Annotated in this window: 12 protein-coding genes and 1 riboswitch; of the genes, 7 read left to right on the top strand and 5 right to left on the bottom strand. The window is 65.6% G+C overall.

What is annotated here, in order from left to right:
- Position 1: 1 nt before the first annotated feature.
- Positions 2 to 2,065: an NPCBM/NEW2 domain-containing protein gene (locus DES52_RS02980; protein ID WP_245900616.1), complete on the bottom strand. Its 2,064-nt coding sequence runs from the start codon at positions 2,063 to 2,065 to the stop codon at positions 2 to 4.
- Between the two features lie 13 nt (positions 2,066 to 2,078).
- Positions 2,079 to 4,772: an NPCBM/NEW2 domain-containing protein gene (locus DES52_RS02975; protein ID WP_110885301.1), complete on the bottom strand. Its 2,694-nt coding sequence runs from the start codon at positions 4,770 to 4,772 to the stop codon at positions 2,079 to 2,081.
- Between the two features lie 250 nt (positions 4,773 to 5,022).
- Here DES52_RS02975 and DES52_RS02970 point away from each other — a divergent pair, with 250 nt between their 5' ends.
- The 6 genes from DES52_RS02970 (at position 5,023) to DES52_RS02945 (ending at position 14,936) form a co-directional block, all read left to right on the top strand.
- Positions 5,023 to 6,474: an exopolysaccharide biosynthesis polyprenyl glycosylphosphotransferase gene (locus DES52_RS02970; RefSeq protein ID WP_245900614.1), complete on the top strand. Its 1,452-nt coding sequence runs from the start codon at positions 5,023 to 5,025 to the stop codon at positions 6,472 to 6,474.
- A 249-nt stretch (positions 6,475 to 6,723) separates the two neighbouring features.
- Positions 6,724 to 6,798: riboswitch (cyclic di-GMP riboswitch) on the top strand.
- 11 nt (positions 6,799 to 6,809) lie between these two features.
- Complete coding sequence (locus tag DES52_RS02965; protein ID WP_170130865.1) at positions 6,810 to 9,098, top strand: NPCBM/NEW2 domain-containing protein; 2,289 nt, start codon at positions 6,810 to 6,812, stop codon at positions 9,096 to 9,098.
- 124 nt (positions 9,099 to 9,222) lie between these two features.
- The gene (locus DES52_RS02960) at positions 9,223 to 10,230 is read left to right on the top strand and encodes a glycosyltransferase family 2 protein (protein ID WP_110885299.1); all 1,008 of its coding nucleotides are present in this window, start codon (positions 9,223 to 9,225) and stop codon (positions 10,228 to 10,230) included.
- The gene (locus tag DES52_RS02955; RefSeq protein WP_170130864.1) at positions 10,227 to 12,863 is read left to right on the top strand and encodes a glycosyltransferase family 2 protein; all 2,637 of its coding nucleotides are present in this window, start codon (positions 10,227 to 10,229) and stop codon (positions 12,861 to 12,863) included. The genes DES52_RS02960 and DES52_RS02955 overlap by 4 nt, the downstream gene beginning before the upstream one ends.
- Positions 12,860 to 13,651, top strand: a complete 792-nt coding sequence (locus DES52_RS02950; RefSeq protein ID WP_110885297.1) for an ABC transporter permease — start codon at positions 12,860 to 12,862, stop codon at positions 13,649 to 13,651. The genes DES52_RS02955 and DES52_RS02950 overlap by 4 nt, the downstream gene beginning before the upstream one ends.
- A 1-nt stretch (position 13,652) precedes the next feature.
- Positions 13,653 to 14,936 (top strand): ABC transporter ATP-binding protein, encoded by a 1,284-nt coding sequence (locus DES52_RS02945; RefSeq protein WP_110885296.1) that lies wholly within the window; start codon positions 13,653 to 13,655, stop codon positions 14,934 to 14,936.
- A 5-nt stretch (positions 14,937 to 14,941) separates the two neighbouring features.
- Here the strand turns inward: DES52_RS02945 and DES52_RS02940 are convergent, their stop codons facing one another.
- Positions 14,942 to 15,886, bottom strand: a complete 945-nt coding sequence (locus tag DES52_RS02940) for an NAD-dependent epimerase/dehydratase family protein (protein WP_110885295.1) — start codon at positions 15,884 to 15,886, stop codon at positions 14,942 to 14,944.
- A gap of 126 nt (positions 15,887 to 16,012) precedes the next feature.
- Between DES52_RS02940 and DES52_RS02935 the strand changes: the two genes are divergently transcribed.
- The gene (locus DES52_RS02935) at positions 16,013 to 16,984 is read left to right on the top strand and encodes a glycosyltransferase family 2 protein (protein WP_170130863.1); all 972 of its coding nucleotides are present in this window, start codon (positions 16,013 to 16,015) and stop codon (positions 16,982 to 16,984) included.
- 12 nt (positions 16,985 to 16,996) lie between these two features.
- Here the strand turns inward: DES52_RS02935 and DES52_RS02930 are convergent, their stop codons facing one another.
- On the bottom strand, positions 16,997 to 18,007 hold the full coding sequence (locus tag DES52_RS02930; protein ID WP_110885293.1) for a WD40 repeat domain-containing protein: 1,011 nt from the start codon (positions 18,005 to 18,007) through the stop codon (positions 16,997 to 16,999).
- A gap of 78 nt (positions 18,008 to 18,085) precedes the next feature.
- Complete coding sequence (locus DES52_RS02925) at positions 18,086 to 21,382, bottom strand: NPCBM/NEW2 domain-containing protein (RefSeq protein ID WP_245900612.1); 3,297 nt, start codon at positions 21,380 to 21,382, stop codon at positions 18,086 to 18,088.
- Positions 21,383 to 21,502: the final 120 nt, after the last annotated feature.

Below are 21,502 nucleotides of genomic sequence, written 5' to 3'. Positions count from 1 at the left end.
TTCAACGCTTGGGCGTGGCGCGCCAGCCTGTGCCGTCGGTACTACCGCCGGTCACCACGAAGCCTTGACCGATCACGCCGCCCACGGCCGACAAGCGTGCCGACGGCAGAGGCGTGTACTCCGTCCAGGTGTTCGTGGCCGGATCGTACGCCGTCACGTCCGCGATCGCCGCGAGGTGCGACGTCTCACCGCCCACCACGAGGATCTTGCCGTCGAGGACGAAGGTCAAGCTCGTGATATGGCTGCGCCCGCGCGGCAAGGACGCGCGCTGCGTCCAGGTGTTCGTGTTGGGATCGTACGCGTGCACGTACGCCTCGGTCACGAGGCGGTCGTCGTGTCCGCGTTGCCCGCCGATCGCGTAAATGCGCCCGCCGAGCACGGCCGAGCCGAGGTGGTTGCGCGGATTGGGCAAGGGTGCCGCCGCCGTCCACGACGTCGCGCCGCTCGTCAAGTCGAGGACGAAGTGTTCGGCGGTGTCTTGCGTGCGCGCGAGATTGGTGCCGCCGAAGTAATGCAGTTTGCCGTTCAAGTACTCCAAGGCGCCCGCGGCGCGCTCCACCGGCAAGTCGGGCAGGCGCGTGTAGGTGTTCGAAGCGACGTTGTAACGCCACACGGCGCGCGAACCGAACACTTGCCCCGTCCACGAGTCGTCCGCGACGTATCCGCCCGCGTAATAGACGTTCGTGCCGTCCGTGGTCATGCCCGCGTGCGTGGCACCGCGATCGGGCATGGAGGCGAGGGCCGTCCAGGTGTTCGCGGTCGGGTCGTAGACGTACGAGCGGTTCGTGGGCGTGCAGCACGCCTTTTGACTGTCGAAGCCGCCGAAGGTGTACAGCTTGCCGTTCACGACGCGTCCTTGCGCTTCGAACACGCTGAAAGGCAAGTTGGCGATGTTTTGGTACGTGAACATCCCGGCGGGCAGCACCGCGCACGACAACTTGGCGTTGGCCCAGTCGGCGTGGTCGTAGTCGAGGTTGTCGCCGCCGTTCGTCACGACGAGCTTCAGTTCGTACTTGCCCGTGACGTTCACGTCGATCGGCAGGGGCGCGCTCGTTCCCGTGAGACGCCCCGAGTCGTACAGCAAGGCGCCGTCACCGAACACCTGGAAGGAAACGCTGCCGCGACCGCCGACCTCGTCATCGAGGCCCACGGTCGCCGTGAACGCGCCGCACTGCCCGCCGAGGTTGTACGTCACCGTCGAGGCGGCGTGGGTCCCGAGCCCTTTGGGAAACGCTTGGCCGCGAATGGAGAGCGCGCGACCGTCGCCGCCCGCCCACTCGCCGTTGCTCTTGTCACGCTCCACGGGTCCCCAGCCGTTCGTGGCGGACGACCATCCCAGGTCCGTCACGAACGCGGTGCTCGTCGGAGCGCTCGCCGTGCAGTTCACCTTGGCCGCCGCCCAATCGGCGTGGTCGTAATCGATGCCGTCCCCACCGTCCGTCACCACGAGCTTCAGTTCGTTCTTGCCCGAGACGTTCACGGAGATCGGCAAGGGCGCGCTCGTTCCCGTGAGGGCGGCCGACTCGTAGAGCTTGACGCCGTCACCGAACACTTGGTACACGACCTTGCCGCGTCCCGACACTTCGTCGTCGAGGCCGAGCGTCGCCGTGAAGGTATTGCACTGTCCGCTCAAGGCGTACGCGACCGTGGAGTTGGCGTGCGCGCCGAGGCCCTTGGCGAAGGTCTGACCGCGAATGGAAATCGCGCGGCCGTCGCCCGTCGCCTGCTCGCCGTTGCTCTTGTCCTTCTCGACGGGACCCCACGCGTTCGTCGCCGCCGTCCACGTGAGGTCGCTCAGAAAGTTGTCGCCTGCCACGATTCCTTGCGCGTGCAAACCGTGATGATCGTGCTCGCTCGCGGCGTTCACGCTCGGGCCGGTCCACGAGTAGTCGCGTCCGCTGGCATACGGATCGCTTCCGACCGCTTCCAGTCGGTCGCTCCACGGATAGCTTCGACCGTTCGCGTACGGATTCTCCGGGTTCGGTGACTGACTGCAGCCGATGAGCAACGCCGTCAGCAAGGCGAGCCGACCCGGGTGCGTGACATGTCTGTGTCTCGTCTTCACGTTGCTCTCCCGTTCAGCGTGAAATCTCGATCCCGGAGATGGAGGGGTAGTCGACCGTGGCCGACAGGCGAATCGTAAGCAAGTTGTTCGTGACTTGCACGCCGTTGAGCGCTTTCACGAGCGCGGTCTTGCCTCCGCCCGCCTGCGCGACGATATCGAGGTTCGGGAAGACGACGGTGCCGTTCACGGCGACGTCGAACACGCGGTTGCCCGCCGTCGTATGCGCGAGGTCGGCGAAGTGCAGCTTGAGGTTGTACGTCCCGTTGCTGAGCGGGAAGTTGAAGGTCACGACGCGCGGCGCGGTGCCCGTGTTGCCACGGTAGGAACTGTAAAGGACGTCGTTGGTGGTGTTGGCGATGGCTTGCGTGGGGCCGCCCTCGTCGATGAGGTTGGACGGCGAGTAGTACGTGTACGTGAAGCTCGTGTTCTTGGGGTCTTGGTAGCGGTCGGCGAGCCAGACGTTGCCGCTCGGGTCGGTGAAGGTCGGGCCGCCCACGTTGTACAAGAACGGCGCGGGCTTGACGTTGCTCACCAAGAAGATGTTGTCTTGGTAGTCGTAGTTGACGTTGTACGTGTTGCAGCCGCTGGGCGAGCTGGCGTAGCCGCAGTTGTAGTCCATCAGCAGCAGGTACGTGTTCGGAATGGCCGTCCCGGTTCGGTCGCGCGCGGGCCAGAAGCGCAGGTGATGGCCGCACGGGTAGCCGCTGGTCGCGCCGTTGTTGCAGCCGTTGGCGATGTCGGCGTACTGAGCGTTGCGGGTGGGGTCGCTCCACTCGTCGTCCACCTTGAAGCCGAAGGTGCCGCTTCCCGGAGCGAAGGTGCCGGCGGCGCTGCTGGAGGTGTTGACGAGGTTCGGTAGCAGCGACTGCGCGTCACGACCGTCCGAGGTGAAGATGGAGTTCGTCGTGGCGCTGCCCTTGGCGTACCAACTCACGGCGGTGGTATTGAGGTACGTGTGGAACGCGGCGAGTTGCCGAACCGTGACGGGTTGGGAAGCGTCGGCCGCTTGCCAGTACGGCGAGATGACTTCGTCGCCTTGCGCGTAGACCGCGCCGCGATTGGCGTTGATGAACGAGCTGGGCGGACTGTTCAGGGTATAGCCGGGAATCGTCGCGTTGAGTCCGAACGCTCCCATGATTTGGATGGCCGTGGGTTCGACGCCGTTTTCGGATTGCGATTGCCACACGCCTTCGAGTTGCACCGTGCGCGTCGGAGCGGCCGCGTCGTTGCTGGTGATTGTGAGCGTGCCGCTGTGGCGGTAGGTGTTCGTGGCGAAGTCGGCGGTGAAGCGAAGCGGCACGTTCAAGGTGGCGCCGGGCGCGAGGCTGATCGGCAAGGTCGGCCGGGGATCGAAGGCCCACGTGTCCGTCAAGGTGAGGTCGGTGATGTTGAGGGAGGCGTTGCCGGTGTTGCGCAGCACGACCGTCGCGCGGTCGTGCACTCGGTTGGACGGCGGGCTCGTGAGCGAGCCGATGCGGCTGAACACGAAGCGGTCGTTGAACGGCACGACGTCCGGATTCTCGATGCTCAGCGCGGGCGTTCCCGGAGGTGGCGGGGGCGGCGTGGTCGATCCGCACAGAACCTTGGCGTTGGCCCAGTCGGCGTGATCGTAATCGATGCCGTCCCCGCCGTCCGTCACCACGAGCTTCAACTCGTTCTTCCCCGTGACGTTCACGGTGATCGGCAAGGGCGCGCTCGCGCCCGTGAGGGCGGCCGACTCGTAGAGCTTGACGCCGTCGCCGAACACTTGATACACGACCTTGCCGCGTCCCGACACTTCGTCGTCGAGGCCCAGCGTCGCCGTGAACGTCGTGCACCGACCGGCGAGGTTGTAGGTGACGCTGGAGTTGGCGTGCGTGCCGAGGCCCTTGGTGAAGGTCTGACCGCGAATGGAGATCGCGCGGCCGTCGCCCGTCGCCTGCTCGCCGTTGCTCTTGTCCTTCTCGACGGGACCCCACGCGTTCGTCGCCGCCGTCCAGCCGAGGTCGCTCACAAAGGAGTCGCTCGTGGGAGCGCTCGCCGTGCACGTCACTTTCGCGGCGGCCCAGTCGGCGTGGTCGTAGTCGATGCCGTCGCCGCCATCGGTCACCACGAGCTTCAGCTCGTTCTTGCCGGTGATATTTACGGTGATCGGTAAAGGGGCGCTCGTTCCCGTAAGGGCAGCCGACTCGTAGAGTTTGACGCCGTCGCCGAACACTTGGTACACGACTTTGCCGCGTCCCGACACTTCGTCGTCGACGCCGAGCGTCGCCGTGAACGCCGTGCACTGGCCGCTGACGTTGTAGGTGACGCTGGAGTTGGCGTGCGTGCCAAGGCCCTTGGCGAAGGTCTGACCGCGAATGGAGATGACGCGGCCGTCGCTTTCTTGCCATTCGCCGTTGCTCTTGTCCTTCTCGACGGGACCCCACGCGTTCGTCGCCGCCGTCCAGCCGAGGTCGCTGAGGAAGGAATCGGTGCTGCCCGTCGTTTGTTGAGCTCGCACGACGCTCGACGACGTGTTCACGCGCGGCGACGCCCACGGGTAGCTTCGACCGTTCGCGTACGGATCGGCGGCGTTCGGGGCGGCGGGATCGCTCCAAGGGTGGCTTTGGCCGCCCGCGTACGGATTGACGCCGCCTGACGGGGTGGAAGTCGGAGGTGAGGAGCAGGCGCTCAGGACGGCGAGAGAACACGAAAGCAGCAAGACGGGGCGACGTTTGAACAACATAGGGCTTCCTTTCGAGCGGGCGCGATGCGACCTTGACCCGCGTATGGAGGGTTTCGCCCAGTGTTGACGGCGGCGCGTAAATGCATCGTTGCAGCGAGGTCGAGGAGACGTCGCCCGGACGAATTTCAACGAACACGAAAACCAAAATGAGGAAAAAACGCGCGATTTTGCGTTCTCGTAACGACGCGGGACGCAGCATGAGGCGCGGTTCGAGCAGTACCGCCCAAGCAAGATGCCGGGAGCAACCGAAATGCAGATACTGTGGCGCAACAAAGGATCGAAGCCGTCAACTCTCAAAGTCAGCGCGATCTACCGTCGACAACGCTTTCACAACGGGATGGTCCTCGCCGTCAGCGACGTCGTGACGCTCGCCGGTTCGTTCGAGTTGGCAGCGCGCGTTGTTGGCGCGATTTCCCACGCGACGACAGGAATCACGTCGTACTCGCTCGAAGGTCTTCCCGTCCTCGCCGCGTGGCTCCTCGGAGCGTGGAGCTTGCGCTTGCTGCCGAGTTGGGGCATGAGCCCGCCCGAGGAGCTCAAGCGTCTGACCACCCTGCTCGCCTTGACGCTGGGATTGTCGGTGCTCCTCGCGCTCGCCGCTCGGCAAGACGCGCTGACCCTTTCCACGATCGGCGTGGCGTGCGTGTTCGCGTGGCCGCTGTTGCTGCTCGTGCGCGCGTCCCTCAAGCACTTGCTCGTGCGTGACGGGGCGTGGGGAGTGCCGACCGTCATTTACGGCGGGGCGCGCACGGGCGCGCTCGTCATCCAGTCGTTGCGCGAATACCCGGGGTACGGGTACTTGCCGGTGGGCGTGTTCGACGACGACTTGTCGCTGCAAGGCACGAGGACGCACGGACTGCCGGTGTTGGGAACGGCGTCGGACGTCTCGGTGACCGCGCCCGTCGCGGTGCTCGCCATGCCGGGAGTGGCGCGCGAGCGCATGCTCGCGTTGTTGGAAGGGCCGCTGAGCCAGTACCACCGTGTCGTCGTGATTCCGGACTTGTTCGGGTTGGAAGCCTTGTGGGCACAGGCCCGTGATGTCGGCGGGGTGCTGGGCTTGGAGTTGTCGGGACCGTCCGAACGTCCGATGTCCTTGATGGGAAAGCGCGTCTTCGACGTGGTGTTGACGGTGCTGTCGGCGCCGTTGTGGGTGCCGCTGTGCGCGGTGCTGGCGTTGTTGATCTGGCTCGAGGACCGCGCCCATCCTCTTTTCTTGCAGCGTCGCATCGGCTTGCACGGAAAAACCTTCCTGACGTGGAAGTTCCGTACGATGGTGCCCGACGCGGAAGGCGTGCTGCAGCGTCACCTCGCGGCGAACCCGGCGTTGCGCGCTGAGTGGGAAGCGAACCACAAGTTGCAAGACGATCCGCGTGTGACGCGGATCGGGCGCATTTTGCGCAAGTACAGCCTCGACGAGGTTCCACAACTCGTGAACGTCTTGATCGGGGAGATGTCTTTGATCGGGCCGCGTCCCTTGCCGGAGTACCACGTGCAGGCCTTGTCGCACTCCGTTCAGCTCGTCAGGACGCGCGTGCGGCCGGGCATGACGGGATTGTGGCAAGTCTCGGGTCGTTCGGAGGCGGGCAACGCGGGCATGGAGCGGTGGGATCCGTATTACGTCAACAACTGCTCGCTTTGGTTGGATCTCGTGATTCTGGCAAGAACCGTCGGCGCGGTTTTAAAAAGTTCAGGTGCTTACTAACAGTTTTCTAATTTTAACGCCTTTTATGTGATTCACGATCACAAACTTAAGGCTTCATATTCTTTGTAAGAGGACCGTAAGAGCGGTCCTCTTACTCTTTCGTTCGTCGCTCGAGCGCTTGGCAACTTCGCCACGACTTGCGATGGTGAGAATCCTTCGTGAATTCATGATCCGGTCTTTATCAAATTTTTCATATTCTCACCGGATTGTTACGAAGTAAACTTGCCCCAGTTTCGAGATCCCCACGTCCACACGAAACGGCAAACCCTCCGCGAGGAGGCGACGCAAAGCCACAGGACTCTCCGAGTCAGCTGGGCTACCGAAAGAGGATGCACATGCACACCAACCGCTCCGCGCGTTCTTTCCGTCTGTCCCTTGGACTTTCCATCGTCACGCTCGCCCTCGCCGCCTGCGGCGTCACGCCGACCCCCGTCACGCCTCAAACGCAACCCGCTCTTCCCGAGGAATCGTCCACCGAAAGCGCGAGCGCGGCGTGGACGCTCGACACGAGCAACCTCTTGACGGCGCAAGGATTCGTGGCGGGCGACAACGTCCTCAGCGGCCAAACGCCCGTGAGCGCGACGAACGGCTACGGCCCCTTCGAGAAGGACATGAGCAACGGCGGGGCGAACGCCGCCGACGGAGCAGTCATTACACTGCGTGGCGTGAAGTACACCAAGGGCCTCGGCGTACATGCCAACTCCTCGTTGACGTACAACCTCGGCGGCCGCTGCACGTCCTTCACGGCGACCGTGGGCGTCGACGACGAAGTACGCGGGCGCGGCAGCGTGGCCTTCCAAGTGTTCGCCGACGGCGTCAAGCTCTTCGACTCGGGCCTCGTGACGGGCTCGAGCGCCGTTCGCAACGTCAACGTGAACGTCGCGGGCAAAAACGAGCTGAAGCTCGTCGTGACCGACGGCGGCAACGGCATGGACTACGACCACGCCGACTGGGCCAACGCCATGGTCCGCGGCTGTGTCACGGACGCGTTCCTGAGTGACGTTTCCCCTGTCGCCACCACGAACGGCTGGGGACCGGTCGAGCGGGACATGAGCAACGGCGAGCAGGCGGCGGGCGACGGTACGCCCATCTCGATTCGCGGCGCGAAGTACGCCAAGGGGATCGGCACGCACGCCAACTCCAGCGTGACGTACAACCTCGGCGGCAAGTACGCGTCCTTCACGGCCAGCCTCGGCGTGGACGACGACGTGAGCGGACGCGGCAGCGTGACCTTCCAGGTGTTCGCCGACGGCGTCAAGCTCTTCGACTCGGGCCTCGTGACCGGAGCCAGCCCCGTCATGCCCGTGAGCCTCAACATCGCGGGCAAGAACGAACTGAAACTCGTCGTGACGAACGGCGGCGACAACCTCGACTACGACCACGCCGACTGGGCCAACGCCAAGGTCAGCTCGGCCGCTCCGACGACCGTCACGCCGTCGCCTACGCCCGCTCCCGCCCCGGCACCTGCACCTGCACCTGCACCCGCCCCGGCGCCCACGCCTTCCCCTTCGATCGTCTACAGCGCGCCCATCGTCATCTCCAAGGGCGGCACGTACAGCGGCAACTGGGAAAGCCTCGATCCTTCCGTGCCCGCCGTCAGCATCAAGACGTCCGAGCCCGTCATCATCGAAAACTCGAACATTCGCGGACGCGGCGACCTCATCAACGGTTGGTACGGACGCGTCACGGTTCGCAACGTCAACGGCTACGGCCTCAACCCCAACCGCTCGGGCTGGACGACGGGCCGCTTCCTGAGCCTCGAGGAGTTCTACAGCGTCCGCGTCGAGAACAGCTACATGGAAGGCACGACCGGCATGTACTTCCGCAAGTACATCGGCAGCCCGGCGGCCGGCGAAACCGTCCAGATCATGCGCAACCGCGCCAAGAACATCGACGGTCGTACGAGCAACGGCGTGGGCGGTTACGACGGCAACGCGTACTCGCGGCAATTCGTGCAGTTCAACGCCGTGCAGCAACTCCCGAACGCCGAGATCGCGTGGAACGAAGTCGTCAACGAGCCCAACAAGAGCTTCGTCGAAGACAACATCAGCATGTACGTCTCGAGCGGCACGGCCACCAGCCCCATCCTCATCCACGACAACTACATCCAAGGCGGTTACCCCGTGCAAGCGGCGACGGGCGGATACAGCGGTGGCGGCATCATGGTCGGCGACGGCATCACGTCCGATCCTCTCGGCAACGGATACGTCAACGTCTACAACAACCAAGTCGTGAGCACCACGAACTACGGCCTGGCCATCGCGGGCGGCATCGGAAGCAAGGTGTACAACAACCGCGTCCTGTCGAGCGGCCTGCTGCCCGACGGCACCAAGATCAACGCTCAAAACGTCGGAATGTACGTGTGGGACATGAGCGGAGCCGCCAAGCTCACCCCGTCGACCTTCGGTGCGAACGTCATGCAGAACAACGTGTCCGGCTGGGTGAAGTGGAACACGGACGGCACGAGCTTCAACAACGCCTGGTGGATGCCCGACTGCGGCATCGGCGGCGGATCGTGCACGGGCAACACCGTCCTCGGCGCCATCACGCTCTCCACCGAAAGCCAAGAATTCCAAACGTGGCAGGGCAAGCTGGCCTCGAACAACGTCAAAGTCGGCCCCTGATTCCGCGCAGAACAAGGACTCAAGGAGAAAAGGAGACCCGAGCTTCGGCTCGGGTCTCCTTTTCTCCTTCTCGTATCCCGATTAACGTTTTGCTGACGCCCGCCTCGTTACCGTCGTACACAAGATGTCGATCCGCTCGTTTTCAGTCATCGTGGCGCTTCATAATGCCGAGCGTTACCTGACGCGAACCCTTGACGCGCTGCGCGCGCAGACGTGGCGCGACTTCGAAGTCGTGATGGTCGACGACGGTTCGACGGACGCCAGCGCCGAGATCGCCGCTCGCTACCGCGACGAAGACCCTCGCTTCACGCTGCTGCGCACGCCCAACCGTGGCATTTCGCCCGCTCGCAACCTCGCCGTGCGTCACTCCGGCGGAGACTGGCTCGCCGTGTGCGACGCCGACGACACGTGGCATCCCGAGAAGCTCGAACGCCAAGCGGCATTCATCGAACGTTGGAACGAGCGCGAACACGAACCCATCGTCGCGCTCGGCACGAGCGGGCTCGTCATCAACGCGCGCGACGTCATCACGGACGTCATCGACGTGCAGGCCCGACCTCCCTGGCGCGAGCTCACGCGCACCCCGCCGATCATCGTGCCGTTCTTGCTGATCAACTCGTCCGTGGTGATGCGCCGCGACGCCTTCGACCACGTCGGTGGGTACCGCGCGGATTACACGCCGACCGAAGACACCGATTTGTGGGTGCGGCTTTCGGAAGTCGGCGCGGTCGTCAATCTCCCCGAGCTGCTCATGTCGTACCGCGTTCACGGAACGAACGTGTCGGAAGGCGCCTACATCGGCATGCTCCTCAACGCGCAGCGCGTCTTCGTGAACGCCGATCGTCGGGCGAACGGCTTGCCGGAATGGACGCGCGACGAGTACGACGTCGCGCTCAGAACCGATCCGGAGCGCTTTCGGCGCGTCATGCGCACCTTGCGTCACCTCGCGCACTACAACAAAGGTCGCATCGCGTGGGACAACGATCGCAAGGGGCGCGCCTTGTGGTCCTTGGCGTTGTCGATGATCGTGGACGCTCCGCAAACCATGCAGCGCGTCAAGTCGAGCCGTATCCTGCGGCAACTCGTGCGCCGCGAACCGGCTCCCACACTCGCCCCGAAGAGGTCGCTGTGAACTCGAATTCGAACAACGCGACGGCTTCGTTTCGACCGATCAAGGTCGTGGACGTCGAATTGAGCGACCCGCCCGCTCCGCTTTCCGAACTGCAAGGCTACGGCTCGGTGCGTTGCCTCGTACGGCTGTACGGCGATCCTGTCGGCCACGTCGAACTGCCTTTGGCCGAGGATCTCCGCGACGCCGCGACGCTGCGCGCGCGACTCGTGTCCCACCTCGAAGCGGACCTGCGCCGCTGGCACCTCACGCACTTCCTGCAAAGCGTCACGGAAACGACCGAGTGGAGCTGGACGAACGCGCTGAACGCCCGTCCCGAACCTTGGCGCGGGCAACTGCCTTCCCTGACCGTCGCCGTGTGCACGCGCGACCGACCCGACGACCTCGCGCTGTGCCTCGAGGCTATCTCGCGCTTGGACTACCCGGACCTCGACGTCGTCGTGGTGGACAACGCGCCGACGTCGGACGCCACCCGCGAGCTCGTGCGCGACCACTTCGCGTTCGTGCGGTACGTGCGCGAAGAACGGCCCGGCTTGGACTTCGCACGCAACCGCGCCGCCCTCGAAGCGCGCGGCGAGATCGTCGCGTACACCGACGACGACGTGATCGTCGACTCGAAATGGGCGCGGGCGATCGGCGAGGTGTTCGCCGAGAATCCCGGCGTCATGGCCGTCACGGGCCTCGTCGCCCCGTACGAGCTGGAAACCGAAGCGCAAGTGCTCTTCGAACGCTACGGCGGCTTCGGACGCGGATACGAGCGACGCTGGTACGGCGTCGACACGCGTGGGGGCCAGCTCGCCGCCCGCGAGGCAGGCGGCGGAGGCCGCTTCGGTACGGGCGCGAACATGGCGTATCGTCGCCGCGTCTTCGATGACATCGGCTTCTTCGATCCCGCCCTCGACGTCGGCACCGTCACGAACGGCGGCGGCGACCTGGAGATGTTCTTCCGCGTCCTCAAGGCCGGGCACGTCCTCGTGTACGAACCGCGAGCGATCGTACGCCACCGCCATCGTCGCGACATCGAACGGTTGCGCACACAGCTCGCAAACAACGGCGTCGGCTTCTACTCGCACCTCGTGAGAACGTTCCTGCACTACCCCGACGAGCGGGCGGGCATCTTGCGCTTCGGCGCGTGGTGGTTCGACGCGTGGAGCGTGCGCCGCTTCTTGAAGTCGCTCGTGCGGCCTCAGCACGTGCCGCGCGAATTCATCACCGCCGAACTCGTCGGGTCGCTGCGCGGCCTGAGCCGCTACCAGCGCGCGCGTGAAAACGCCGACAAGCTCGCCCGGCCGACCGACCCGCCGTTCGTTCCCACCGCGCGTCGGCACACGCCGTCGAGTGGCGGCGTGGCCGTGCGGCACCTGCACATCGACACGGACGTGCCCGCCATCGGCGACGTGAGCGCGTACGCGGCCACCTTCGTGGTGGTGTTCAAGCGCGGTCGTCCGATCGGGCAGATGCAGTTGGGCAATTGGTATCATCCGCTCTCGGCGTCGCGCTTGCGCGACGAACTCGTGCGCCACTTCGGCATCGCCTTGCTCGACGACCGCGACGCGAACGTGTACGAGACCGTGGCGTCGTCCTTGAAAGCACGTTACGTCGGCCGAACTTCCTTGCCCGCGACGAGCGTGTCGATTCTCGTGGCGACGCGTGACCGACCCGAAGACTTGCGGCGTGCCTTGCAAGGGTTGACTCGTCAAGAGACGAAGCACGACGTCGAGATCGTCGTGGTGGACAACCATCCCGCGTCGAACCTCACGCGTGACGTCGTCGCGGCGTTTCCCGGCGTGCGGCTCGTCAGCGAAGCGCGGCCCGGTTCGTCGTACGCGCGCAACGCTGGCATCGCCGCTTGCCGGGGAACGATCATCGCCGTGACGGACGACGACCTCGTCATTCCCGAATCGTGGCTCGACCGGATCGTGGCGCCCTTCGAGCGGCAGGACGTCATGGCCGTCACGGGCCTCATCCTGCCGCTCGAACTCGAAACGAAACCTCAGCAGTTGTTCGAAGAGTACGGCGGCCTCGGGCGAGGCTACGAACGATTCGAAGTGAGCTCGGCGTGGTTTCGTGCATTTCGCCGCAAGGCCGTGCCGACGTGGCAACTCGGCGCGACGGCGAACGCCGCTTTTCGCGCCAGCATCTTCCGCGATCCGCGCATCGGGCCCATGGAGGAAGTTCTCGGAGCGGGCCGGGCCGCCGGTGTGGGCGAGGACACGTACCTGTTCTACAAGATCTTGAAGGCGGGCGGCACGATCGTGTACGAACCGAGCGCGTTCGTGCTGCATCAGCATCGCCGCACGATGGACGCCTTGCGGCGCCAACTCTACGCGTACAGCAAAGGCCACGTGGCCTACCACCTCCTGACCTTTTTGAGGCACGGCGACGCGCGAGCCTTGCTGCAAGTGGGCGCCTTCTTGCCGTACTGGCACACGCGGCGACTCGCCGGCTATTTGCGCGCGTGGGCGCGCGGTTTCTCGAGATCCTATCCGCTGTCGCTCACGCTGCTGGAAGTGCGCGGCTCCCTCGAAGGGCCCGCCGCGTTGTGGCGCTCCTTGCGGGAAGTGCGCCGCCTCGACGAGGCAGCGCGCGCGGGCCGCGACGATCCCCCCGGGCTCCCCTCGCGCGGAGGCGTATGAGCGTCCGTTCCACGCCCGTTCGAATCGCGCGGCTCGCGTATCTGCGCGACCTTACGAGCGAGCTCGTCTCGCGCGAAGTGAAGGTGCGCTACAAAGGCTCGGTCTTCGGCGCCGCTTGGTCGCTGATGCTGCCCCTCGCGCAACTGCTCGTGTTCACGCTGCTGTTTCGCGCCGCGTTGAAGCTCGACATTCCCAACTACCCGCTGTTCGTGTTCGTCGGGGTGCTCGCGTGGAACTGGTTTCAATCGTCGGTGCTGACGGCGGCGAGCGCGATCGTCGACAACCGAGAGCTCGTGCGGCGCCCGGGCTTTCCGACGCTCGTGTTGCCCGCCGTCACGGTCGTCACGACCCTCGTGCACTACCTGCTCGCGCTCCCGGTGCTGCTGCTCTTCACGCTTTTGAGCGGCGTCCCCCTCACGTACCACGCGCTCGCCCTGCTCGCGGTGATCGCCGTGCAGTTCGTGCTGACGCTCGGCCTCGCGTACCTCGTCGCGAGCGTGCAAGTGCTGTTTCGTGACGTTCAGCACCTGCTCGGCGTCGTCATGACCCTCGCGTTCTACCTCACGCCCGTCTTCTACTCGCCGGCGAGCGTCCCCGAACGCTACCGTCTCATTTACGAGCTCAATCCGGTCGCGCGTCTGCTCGACGCGAGCCGCGCGGTCGTGCTCGAAGGGCGCGCGCCCCACTGGAGTTCGTTGCTGATCGTCGCGGCGATCGGCGTGGTCCTCCTCGCGCTCGGGCTCACGGTGTTTCGCCGCACGAGCGCGCGCTTCGCCGAGGAACTCTGACGTGCGCGGCCAAATCGTACTCGAACACGTCGGCAAGAAGTTCCGGCGATATCCGCCCGACCGTCCGCGCACCTTGAAAGACAGCTTTCTGCGCGGTTGGCGCGGCCTCTCGCCTCGCGAGGAATTCTGGGGGTTGCGCGACGTGTCCTTCGAAGTCGCGCCGGGACGCATGCTCGGCCTCGTCGGTCACAACGGCGCGGGCAAATCGACGCTGCTGCGCCTCGTCGGCGGCGTCGGACGGCCCGACGAGGGCCGCATCCGCGTACACGGTCGCCTGCGCGCCCTGCTCGACCTCGGCGCGGGCTTCAGCCCGGACTTCACGGGGCGTGAGAACGTCTTTCTCAGCGGCGTCATCTCGGGCCTCACGCGGCAGGAAGTGAGGCGGCGCTTCGACGACATCGTGGCCTTCGCGGAACTCGAAGCGTTCATCGACCAACCTCTGCGCACGTACAGCTCGGGCATGCAGATGCGCCTCGCCTTCTCGGTCGCCGTGCACACGGACCCCGAGGTGTTGCTCATCGACGAGGTGCTCGCCGTCGGCGATCTCGCGTTTCAACGCAAGTGCTTGGAGCGCGTCGCCAGCATCAAGGCGTCGGGCTGCACCATCGTCCTCGTGTCACACGACGAGAACCAAGTGCGTGAGCTGTGCGACGAAGTCGCGTGGCTCAGCGGCGGCGTCCTCGCTTGGCACGGCGAGACGAACGCGGTGATGGACGCGTACGTCGCCGAGATGAACGACCGAACGCGGCGCCTCACGCCTTCTCCCGCCGTTCAGGAGGCGGAGCAAGAGCACGGTTCCCTTCGGCTCGGCGACAACCGTCTCGGCACGCAAGAAGCTCAAATCAGCCGCGTGCGCTTGTTCTCGTCGCGCGGGCGACCCACGGGGGAAATCACGAGCGGCGAAGGCTTGCGCGTCGAAATCGAGTACGACGCGCCGAAACTCGTGCCGTCGCCGATCTTCGGCGTGAGCGTGTCGCGTGAGGACGGCCTCGTGCTGTACGACGTCAATACCGCCGCGACGCTCGGCGCGAGCGTTCCCGACCTCCACGGACGCGGGCGCGTGACGCTCACGCTCGACCGCGTCGACCTCGGCAGTGGACAGTACTTCGTGGACGTCGGCTTGTTCGAACGCGAGTGGGCACACGCGTACGACTACCACTGGCACGCGTATCCCCTGGCGGTCGCCGCGCCGACGGACGGCGGGCTCGTCCGCGCGCCGCATCGCTGGAACGTAGAAACCGCGCTGGAGGAAGCAGGGACGAGCCGCGGCCCCGAGCGCGGCTGAGATCGTCAGCGATCGTGTTCGCGGAACCAATCGGCGGTGCGCGCCATGCCCTCCTCGAACGGCGTCGGCGCGCGCCACGCTTCGCGCAAGCGGCCAACGTCGAGCACGCAGCGCTGCAAGTCGCCCGCTCGGTAGTCGCCGCGCCGCACGTCGAGGGGCACTCCGAGCGCGCCCGCGAGGGCCGTCGCGACGTCGAGCGTCGTGCGTCCCTCGCCCGTTCCGACGTTGAACACCGCGTCCTCGCCGAGTTCCGCGAGGGCCGCCGCGACGTTGACGGCGGCGACGTCCTCGACGTACACGTAGTCGCGCACGCAGCCCGCGGCGTCACCGTCGCGTGCGGCGTTCACGCGCACGGGCTCGCCCGACAGCAAGAGGCGCGCGAAAATCGCCGTGACGCCCGCTTCGCCGTGCGGATTCTGACGCGGACCGTACACGTTGCCGTACCGCAAGACCGTGTAGGAAAGGCCGTACTGTACCCGAAACGTCTCGAGGTACAACTCGAACGCGAGTTTGCTCGTCGCGTACGGACTGATCGGCAACTTGGGGTCGTCCTCTCGCGCGGCCGTTCCCGGCGCGACCTCGCCGTACACCGTGCCCCCGCTGCTCGCGAAGAGAACGCGCGACACTCGCGCGTCCACGGCGGCGCGCAAGATCGTCAAGCCGCCCATGACGTTCACGCTCGCGTCGTGCAGCGGATCGCGAACGCTCACCGACACGCTGGCTTGCGCCGCTTGATGGCTCACGACGTCCGGGCGAAAGTCCTCGAAGACCGCCCGCACGGCCGCGTCGTCGCGCACGTCCACTTGAAAAAACGGCACGCCCTCGGGTACGAATTCACGGCGACCTTCGGAAAGATCGTCGAGAACGGCGACCGTGAGGCCGCGTTTCAGAGCATGCTCGACGATGTGACTGCCGATGAAGCCCGCTCCGCCCGTGATCAGAAAACGCATGATGTGAGAATTGTAGGACGCCGCGCGCCGCTCGAGAGCTAGTTAAGCGATCCGTTAGCGTGCACGGCGATACCCTTCAGGCACAATCGACCGTCCAAAGCACGGTCGGAAGGAGTGAAGCACGTCGTGAATTCTCAAGCGCACGAACCTTTGTTCTCGGTGATCGTCGCGGTGTACAACGCCGAACGCTTTCTCGACGAGACACTCGCGTCGATTCGCCGTCAAACATGGCGCGACTTCGAAGTCGTGATGGTCGACGACGGCTCGACGGACGCCAGCGCCGAAATCGCCGCTCGCTACCGCGACGAAGACCCTCGCTTCACGTTGCTGCGCACGCCCAACCGCGGAATCTCCCCGACGCGCAACCACGCCATCGCACACGCGCGCGGCCGGTGGATGGCGATTTGCGACGCGGACGACACCTGGCATCCCGAGAAGCTCGAACGCCAAGCCAGCTTCATTCACGCCTGGCCGTCGACCGCGCCCGAACTTCTCGCGCTCGGCACCGCCGGGTACTACATCAACGCCGCCTCGGAAGTCAGCAAGCCGCACGATCTCGGCAACCACACGTTGAGCGAAGTCCACGATCGCTTCGCCCGCGAGGGCGTGCTCGGCATGATCAACTCGTCCGTGGTCTTTCGCAAAGACGCCTTCGAGCGTCTCGGCGGGTACCGCGAAGAATACACTCCCTGCGAAGACACGGACTTGTGGACGCGCTTCGCGCGCGTCGGCGCGGCCTTGAACTTGCCCGATCGGCTCACGTTCTACCGTCGGCACGGCACGAACATCTCGGATCGACACTTCGTCACGATGATGCTGCACGTCGAGCGTATCCGGGAAAACACGCGCCGTCTCGGGCGAGGCTTGCCAGAATTGAGCGCCGCGGCGTTCGAGCAGACGCTGCGCGCCGAACCCGAGCAGTACGCCAAAACGATGCGGCACCTTCGCAGCGAGCTTTACCGCAACAAAGCGCGCTCGGCGTGGTACAACGGTCGCCGAGCGCACGGACTCGTGTTTCGTACGGTCGCGGCGTTCATGGAGCCGCGCGTCGTCTTGCGTCAACTTCGCGCGTTGCTTTCGAGCCGCGCGCCCGAGTGAGCGTCACGCCATTTAAGGGCGCGTCAAACGCCACACGCGCACTGTCTTGTCACGCCCGCCGCTCGACGCGAGCACGCCCGAAGCGCCGAACGCGACGCGCGTGACGGCGCTCGTGTGCCCTTCGAGCAAGGTCGTCACACGTCCTTGCTCGACGTTCCAGGCCCGCACGCGGCCGTCCTCGCTGCCCGTCGCGATCAACGCCGAGTTCGGTGAGAACGCGACGGACGACACGGGACCACCGTCGCCGCGCAGTTCGCCCATCGCCTGCCCGCTCGCGGCGTTCCAAAGCCTCACGGTCGTGTCGAGGCTGGCGGTGGCGAGAAGGCGACCGTCGGGACTGAACGTCACGTCGGTCAGGAAGTCCGAGTGGCCACGCAACGTTCGCTCCTCGCGCCGCGCGGCGACGTTCCACAGCCGCACCGTCTTGTCGCGGCTGCCGCTCGCGAGCTTTCCGCCGGACGCGTCGAACGCGACGGACGTCACGACGTCCGTGTGGCCGATCAGCGTCGCGAGCCGTTCACCCGTCGCGACGTTCCACAGCGTCACGCTGTTCGCCTCGCCCGACACCCGCGAGTTGTCGCCGCTCGCCGTGGCGAGCAGCGTTCCGTCGGGACTGAACGCGAGGTCGGTGAGGTAGTACGTTCCCAACGTCAAGGTGCGCAGAGCCTGCCCGTCCCGCGCGTCCCACAAGCGCACGTTCGCGTCCGCTCCGGCGGCGGCAACCACGTGGCCGTCGGGACTGAACGCAAGGGCGTTCACGGCGGACGGTTGATGCAAGGCGCGCGTTTCGTGCCCGCTCGCCACGTTCCACAAGCGTACGAAGCCGTCGCCGCTTCCGCTCGCGAGTTGCGTTCCGGTCGCGTCGAACGCGATCGCAGAGGCGAACACGCCGCCTATGTTCAAAGTCTCCTCACTGGAGATCGTGACGGGCGGCGATTGAGACGACTCGGCGTACAACAGCGTGCTACACGACGTACACGACAACAAGCCGCAAAAAAGCGCGAGCGTAAGCGTTCGATTCATCCTCGGACCTCCTGAAACGGGAGGAGGGCGCGGTGGCCGGCCGTCTTGGCGACTGCCGACACCGCGCCGAAAGCGGACTTACTGGGGACGCACGAGGGTGATGGTGCCCGATCCGGTCGTCTCGTCGAGTTGCGCGACGTACAAGTTGCCCGTCGGGCGGTGCTCGGTGAGGTCGAGCGGGCTGGCGGTGAAGTTCACGAGACCCGGCAAGTTTTCTTGCGCGGAGACGATGTCGCCGGAAGAGCCGGGCGTAAGCACGATGATGTCCTTTTGCGCGCTGTAACGCACCACGAGCAATCGGTTACGCAAAGCGGAGGTGGGAGCGTTGGTGTACTCCTCGATCACGCCGTTGGGCGACGCGTGCTCGCCGAAGTCGTACGCGGAGCCTTTCCAATTCCGGTCGGGCAAGGTGCCGACCGGGTACTCGGGCACTTCGGCCGGATCGAGCTTCGAGGTGGGGTTGCCGCCGTTCATGACCCATTCGCACCGCAGCGGATTCGGGTGACCGTAGTAGCCGCCGGGCGTGATGCGGAACAGGTAGTCGTGCTGCGTGCTGCCGACGTTCGTGAGCGCCGGAACGGCGGGAGCGGTGTACGCGCCGTCAGGCCGCGAACCGCACGCGGCGGGCAACGGGGTGGGCGTGCCGGGCGTGTTGCCGCCCGCCGCCGAGCCGTTCGTGGGAACGTACAGCTGACCGTTCGTGTGCCAGACCATGTCGAAGGCATTGCGGATGCCCGTCGCGTAAATCGTGACCGGGGCGTTCGTCGCGTACGGATTGTACGTTCCGCCGTCCTCCGTCTTGACGTTCACGGGCGACGCCATCACCTTCGCCACGTCGACTTTCAAGATGGCGGCGTTGAGCAGGTGTTCGGCGCGGCGCGACCAGGCGTTGTCCGGCGCGCCCATCGCGCTCATGCTGCCTTGCAGGACGTACAAGGTGTTCGGATCGCTCGGCTTGAATTCCAACGAGTTCGTCATGTGATCGCGCGCCGAGCGCGGCAGGCCCGTCACGACGTCTTGCACCGTCGCGAGGTCGGGGCCGCTGAGCCGCGTGATCTTGCCGCTCCAGTCGGGCGCGTCGCTTTGACCGTCCCAGAAGGCGTTGTTGCTGATCCACAGCACGAGGTTGTCGGCCGTGGCGGCCGGATCGAACTTCAATCCGATGATCGTGCGCGGACCGCCGTTGGCGTTCGGCACGGCGTCGAGGACTTGCGGCGCGGTGAGCGTACCGTCGCTTCCAATGCCGAAGCGCAGAATCTCGCCCGTGAGAGTCGCCGCGTAGAGCTTGTTGTCAGGGCCGATCTCGACGGACGTGTACGGCATGGCGGGCACGTTCGCCTGCGGAATTTGTACGAACGAGACGTTGCCGCCGCCCGTCGCGGTCGAGCCCGTCACGAAGCTCGTCCTGAACGGAACGAAGTTCGCGCCGCTGAGGTCCTTGAGGGCGTCCGTCACCTCGAAGAAGTAGCGGGTGTTCGCCTTGAGGTTTTGGCGCGGCTTGAGCACGATGACGTCCCCGCCGCCCGACGTGGTCACCGACGCCGTCACGGCGGTGTTCGTATTCGCCTCGTAAAGACGAACGGCGGACCCCGTGAGCGTGGCGGGATCGATGCCGCCGGAATTCGGCAAGTTGAGGTCGGCGGCGATGCCGACGTTGATCGCTACCATCGTTTGCGCGTCTTGCGGCGACACCTTCGCGACCGACGGGCGAGTGCCCGGATCGATCCGCACGTAGTCGAGCTTCGTGTTCGTTCCACCGATCGCGTCGATGGTGAGACGTCCGTCGGCGACGGTGACGAGGTCCGACGCCGTCGTGAACTTTTGCGTGTCCTTGGGAGCGAAGCCCATGATGAGGGGCCTGCCTTCCAAGTTAATGACGTGGTTGCTGTCGTACGCGTTGGTAGGATCGCCGACGCCGACCGTCACCGTGTACGTTCCGTTGGGCAGCTTGTACTCCCACGCGCCGGGCGTGCGGATCGTGGTGGTGTTCGTCCCGTTGACGGGGTATTGCATGTGAATGAGGGTGTTGAGTTGCGGCTCGATATCGGGCAGGGCGCGGTCGCGGGTGTTCGGCGTGAGGTCGAGCGGCACGTGCTGCGTGGCCGTGAGGCTGTCTTCGCGCACCCATCCGTAGCCGCGCGTTTCGTCGAACGCGGCGCCCGTATCGGCGATGTAACCGGCGGGCAAGGTGGTGTTCGACGGTTGGAAGTTGACTTTGACGAAGGACACGGCCCCCGCCGTGCAGTTCACCTTGGCGTTGGCCCAATCGGCGTGATCGTAATCGATGCCGTCCCCGCCGTCCGTCACCACGAGCTTCAACTCGTTCTTGCCCGTGACGTCCACCGTGATCGGCAAGGGCGCGCTCGTCCCCGTGAGGGCGGCCGACTCGTAGAGCTTGACGCCGTCGCCGAACACTTGATACACGACCTTGCCGCGTCCCGACACTTCGTCGTCGAGGCCGAGCGTCGCCGTGAACGTCGTGCACTGCGCGGCGAGGTTGTAGGTGACGCTGGAGTTGGCGTGCGTGCCGAGGCCCTTGGCGAAGGTCTGACCGCGAATGGAGATCGCGCGGCCGTCGCCGCCTTGCCACTCGCCGTTGCTGAGGTCCTTCTCGACGGGACCCCACGCGTTCGTCGCCGCCGTCCACTTCAGGTCGCTGAGGAACGAGGTGCTCGTGGGGGCGCTCGCCGTACATGTGACTTTCGCGGCGGCCCAGTCGGCGTGGTCGTAGTCGATGCCGTCGCCGCCGTCCGTCACCACGAGCTTCAACTCGTTCTTGCCCGTGACGTCCACCGTGATCGGTAAGGGCGCGCTCGTCCCCGTGAGGGCGGCCGACTCGTAAAGTTTGACGCCGTCGCCGAACACTTGGTACACGACCTTGCCGCGTCCCGACACTTCGTCGTCGACGCCGAGCGTCGCCGTGAACGCCGTGCACTGGCCGCTGACGTTGTAGGTGACGCTGGAATTGGCGTGCGTGCCAAGGCCCTTGGCGAAGGTCTGACCGCGAATGGAGATCGCGCGGCCGTCATTGATGTCCCACTCACCGTTGCTCTTGTCCTTCTCGACGGGACCCCACGCGTTCGTCGCCGCCGTCCAAGGCAAGTCGCTGAGGAAGGTGTCCGCGCCGCCCGTCGTTTGCTGCGCACGCACGACGCCTTGAGCAGGACTCGTGCGCGGCGACACCCAGGGGTAGCTTCGGCCGTTCGCGTACGGATTGCCTTTCGGGACCGTGACGCGGTCGCTCCACGGATACGACTTGCCGCCCGCGTAAGGGTTGCTTCCCGTCTTCACTCCCGTCGATTCGAGCGTCCGAGATGACGGGGTGGGCGTCGCGGGCGGCGCCGAGCAGGCCGCGAGGGCCAGCAACGCGCTCATGGAAACGAGGAACTTCGACTGTCGCCGTGCTCGACTTGAAGTTGTGGAAGTGAGATTCGGATGCAAAGCCATACGTCCTTTCCTCGCCCGCGGGAACCGAGACGCGCGAAACGAGCGCTC

This window comes from Deinococcus yavapaiensis KR-236, assembly GCF_003217515.1.
Lineage (GTDB): Bacteria > Deinococcota > Deinococci > Deinococcales > Deinococcaceae > Deinococcus_A > Deinococcus_A yavapaiensis.
Note: the sequence above shows the minus strand (reverse complement) of the source record. Positions and strands in the feature narration are given on the sequence as shown.

What these genes read in the sequence shown, in the direction of transcription:
- DES52_RS02975 (WP_110885301.1), bottom strand. Translation starts at nt 4,772, where the DNA reads ATGTTGTTCAAACGTCGCCCCGTCTTGCTGCTTTCGTGTTCTCTCGCC.
- DES52_RS02970 (WP_245900614.1), top strand. Translation starts at nt 5,023, where the DNA reads ATGCAGATACTGTGGCGCAACAAAGGATCGAAGCCGTCAACTCTCAAA.
- DES52_RS02965 (WP_170130865.1), top strand. Translation starts at nt 6,810, where the DNA reads ATGCACACCAACCGCTCCGCGCGTTCTTTCCGTCTGTCCCTTGGACTT.
- DES52_RS02960 (WP_110885299.1), top strand. Translation starts at nt 9,223, where the DNA reads ATGTCGATCCGCTCGTTTTCAGTCATCGTGGCGCTTCATAATGCCGAG.
- DES52_RS02950 (WP_110885297.1), top strand. Translation starts at nt 12,860, where the DNA reads ATGAGCGTCCGTTCCACGCCCGTTCGAATCGCGCGGCTCGCGTATCTG.
- DES52_RS02940 (WP_110885295.1), bottom strand. Translation starts at nt 15,886, where the DNA reads ATGCGTTTTCTGATCACGGGCGGAGCGGGCTTCATCGGCAGTCACATC.
- DES52_RS02930 (WP_110885293.1), bottom strand. Translation starts at nt 18,007, where the DNA reads ATGAATCGAACGCTTACGCTCGCGCTTTTTTGCGGCTTGTTGTCGTGT.
- DES52_RS02925 (WP_245900612.1), bottom strand. Translation starts at nt 21,382, where the DNA reads ATGAGCGCGTTGCTGGCCCTCGCGGCCTGCTCGGCGCCGCCCGCGACG.